The sequence below is a fragment of the Bacillus sp. LR_5 genome, from assembly GCF_042709275.1.
Map to the genome: position 1 here is coordinate 1 of NZ_JAVAXX010000461.1, position 3,312 is coordinate 3,312.

The 3,312-nt window shown below is 43.5% G+C and carries 4 protein-coding genes; all 4 read left to right on the forward strand.

Annotation, left to right across the window (positions count from 1 at the left end; all coding sequences use genetic code 11):
* Positions 1 to 1,058 (forward strand): ADP-forming succinate--CoA ligase subunit beta (gene sucC, locus RAC86_RS37020; protein ID WP_377886796.1); only part of this gene is annotated, 1,058 nt, incomplete at its 5' end.
* A gap of 28 nt (positions 1,059 to 1,086) precedes the next feature.
* Complete coding sequence (gene sucD / locus RAC86_RS37025) at positions 1,087 to 1,989, forward strand: succinate--CoA ligase subunit alpha (RefSeq protein ID WP_003238566.1); 903 nt, start codon at positions 1,087 to 1,089, stop codon at positions 1,987 to 1,989.
* A 60-nt stretch (positions 1,990 to 2,049) separates the two neighbouring features.
* Complete coding sequence (gene dprA / locus RAC86_RS37030) at positions 2,050 to 2,943, forward strand: DNA-processing protein DprA (RefSeq protein ID WP_014479775.1); 894 nt, start codon at positions 2,050 to 2,052, stop codon at positions 2,941 to 2,943.
* A gap of 187 nt (positions 2,944 to 3,130) precedes the next feature.
* The coding region (locus tag RAC86_RS37035) for a toprim domain-containing protein (protein WP_377886798.1) at positions 3,131 to 3,312 on the forward strand (182 nt) is incomplete at its 3' end.

Below are 3,312 nucleotides of genomic sequence, written 5' to 3' on the forward strand. Positions count from 1 at the left end.
GTGCAAAGAGCTTATCCAGCTCGGTTTATGTCGTAAAGGCTCAAATTCATGCTGGCGGTCGAGGCAAAGCTGGTGGGGTAAAAATAGCAAAATCATTAGACGAAGTAAAAGCGTATGCCGAAGAACTATTAGGGAAGACCCTAGTTACACATCAGACGGGTCCGGACGGCCAAGTAATAAAACGCTTACTTATTGAAGAAGGCTGCGATATTAAAAAAGAATATTACATCGGTCTAGTGCTTGACCGCGCCACTTCAAGAATCGTTTTGATGGCTTCTGAAGAAGGCGGAACGGAAATTGAAGAGGTTGCGGAGAAAACACCGGAAAAAATCAAAAAAGCTGTCATTGATCCGGCTGTTGGCCTTCAAGGCTATCAAGCCAGAGAAATTGCATTCGCTATTAATATTCCAAAAGAGCTCGTGGGAAAAGCTGCTAAATTTATGCTTGGACTATATAAAGCGTTTGTTGAGAAAGACTGCTCAATCGCCGAAATCAATCCGCTTGTTGTTACCGGCGACGGAAATGTGATGGCGCTTGATGCAAAATTGAATTTTGACAGCAATGCGTTGTACCGACAAAAGGACATTATGGAATACAGAGATTTGGATGAAGAAGATCCGAAAGAAATTGAAGCGTCCAAATATGATCTAAGCTACATTTCCCTTGATGGAAATATCGGCTGTATGGTAAACGGCGCGGGGCTTGCGATGTCCACGATGGATATTATCAAGCATTATGGAGGAGAACCGGCCAACTTCCTTGATGTGGGCGGCGGTGCAACCGCTGAAAAAGTCACGGAAGCATTTAAAATCATTCTTTCTGATCAAAACGTTAAAGGGATTTTTGTCAACATTTTCGGCGGCATTATGAAATGTGATGTCATCGCAGAAGGGGTTGTTGAAGCGACTAGACAAGTTGGTTTGACATTGCCGCTTGTCGTCCGTCTTGAAGGCACAAACGTGGATCTAGGGAAGAAAATCCTTAGTGAATCAGGATTAAACATTACATCTGCGGAATCAATGGCTGACGGCGCGCAGAAAATCGTATCCTTAGTTTAAGAAAGAATGAAAGGCAGGGGACCAAATAATGAGTGTTTTCATTAATAAAGATACAAGAGTTATTGTGCAAGGGATTACAGGTTCTACCGCTTTATTTCATACGAAGCAGATGCTTGAGTACGGCACAAATATCGTTGGCGGTGTAACACCTGGAAAAGGCGGAACAGAAGCGGAAGGTGTTCCTGTATTTAATACAGTGGCTGAAGCAGTTCAAACGACCGGCGCTAACGCGTCTGTTATATATGTGCCCGCACCGTTTGCAGCTGATGCGATTATGGAAGCGGTAGATGCGGAGCTTGATCTCGTGATTTGTATCACAGAACATATCCCGGTTTTGGATATGGTGAAGGTCAAACGCTTCATGGAAGGCAAGAAAACGAGACTGATAGGGCCGAACTGTCCTGGTGTCATTACGCCTGAAGAATGTAAAATCGGCATTATGCCCGGATACATCCATAAAAAGGGTCATGTAGGCGTTGTATCACGTTCAGGAACATTAACATACGAAGCGGTGCACCAGCTCTCAGAAGCGGGTGTAGGGCAATCTACAGCTGTTGGAATCGGCGGCGACCCTGTAAATGGAACAAACTTTATTGACGTTTTAAAAGCGTTTAACGAAGATCCTGACACACACGCAGTCATCATGATTGGCGAAATCGGCGGTACGGCCGAAGAGGAAGCGGCAGAGTGGGTAAAAGCCAACATGACAAAACCGGTAGTCGGTTTTATCGGCGGTAAAACAGCACCTCCTGGGAAGCGCATGGGGCATGCAGGCGCCATTATTTCCGGCGGGAAAGGGACAGCTGATGAAAAAATCAAAACCCTTAATGCATGCGGAATCGAAGTTGCAGAGACACCTTCTGTCATGGGTGAAACCTTAATCAAGGTGCTGAAAGAGAAGAACTTGTTCGAAACTTGTAAAACGCATTAATAAAAAAGGGACAGCCGTCAAGGCTGTTCCTGCTTTTTCTAACAAAAGGAGGTCAATCTATTGGATCAGGCCGCTGCCTGCCTAACGATTTGCAGAATCAATCAATTATTATCCCCATCCCTTCTATTAAAATGGTGGAAAGCCGATCCGTCTATGTCGCTGACATCACCCGTGTTACAAACGGTTACTCGTGATCAAATAAAAGCAGCTGCATTAAAAAACGAAATAGAACAATTTTATCCAAAGCTCCCGCGTGTACTTGCTGCTTATCGTGAGCAAGGCATTAACACCATCCCTATTTCTTCAAAGCAATATCCTTTCTGGCTTAAAAGCATTTATGATCCCCCCGCCGTACTGTTTGCAAAAGGTGATATGACTCTTCTTTCGAAAGGGAGAAAAATTGGAATTGTAGGGACAAGAAATCCAACAGCTTATGGGAAACAAGTTGTCAATCATCTTACAAAAGAGATCTGTCGTAAAGGTTGGGTGATTGTCAGCGGACTGGCGTCTGGGATAGACGGAATGTCCCATGCTGCAAGTATTAAGGCGAAGGGGCGGACAATTGGCGTCATTGCAGGCGGATTTCAACACATTTATCCCCGAGAAAACCTTCAGTTAGCAGATCACATGGCTAAACACCATATCCTGCTGTCAGAGCACCCACCTGAAACTAAACCCCAAAAATGGCATTTCCCTATGAGAAACCGTATTATCAGCGGACTAAGTGAAGGCGTTATTGTCGTTCAGGGCAAAGAAAAAAGCGGTTCGCTGATTACTGCCTATCAAGCATTGGAACAAGGGAGAGAGGTATTTGCCGTACCCGGTTCATTGTTTGACCCTTACGCCGGAGGTCCTATAAAACTGATCCAGCAGGGGGCTAAAGCCATATGGTCAGCAGAGGATATTTTCGAGGAACTTCCTGAGAGAAACGTTCAATATACGGAACCCTTTTGAATTATCGTTTGACAAACGGTATTGTAATATTTAATAATAGTGAGGATTTAAAGTTGCATATTGTTTTCTATTTAATTAATGACGTTCATGATAAAGAATGAAATGTTGAAAGCCAAATAAAGACAGCTGCAAAAATAAAATTGAAATATCTTGAAAAGAGAGAGAACACCTCTTGAGGGGGATGAAAATGTCTGATTATCTAGTCATCGTGGAATCGCCCGCTAAGGCGAAAACGATTGAACGTTACTTAGGTAAAAAATATAAAGTAAAAGCATCAATGGGACATGTCCGGGATCTTCCAAAAAGTCAAATGGGAGTTGACATAGAACAGAATTTTGAACCGAAATATATTACCATTCGAGGTAAAGG

What these genes read in the sequence shown, in the direction of transcription:
- sucD (WP_003238566.1), top strand. Translation starts at nt 1,087, where the DNA reads ATGAGTGTTTTCATTAATAAAGATACAAGAGTTATTGTGCAAGGGATT.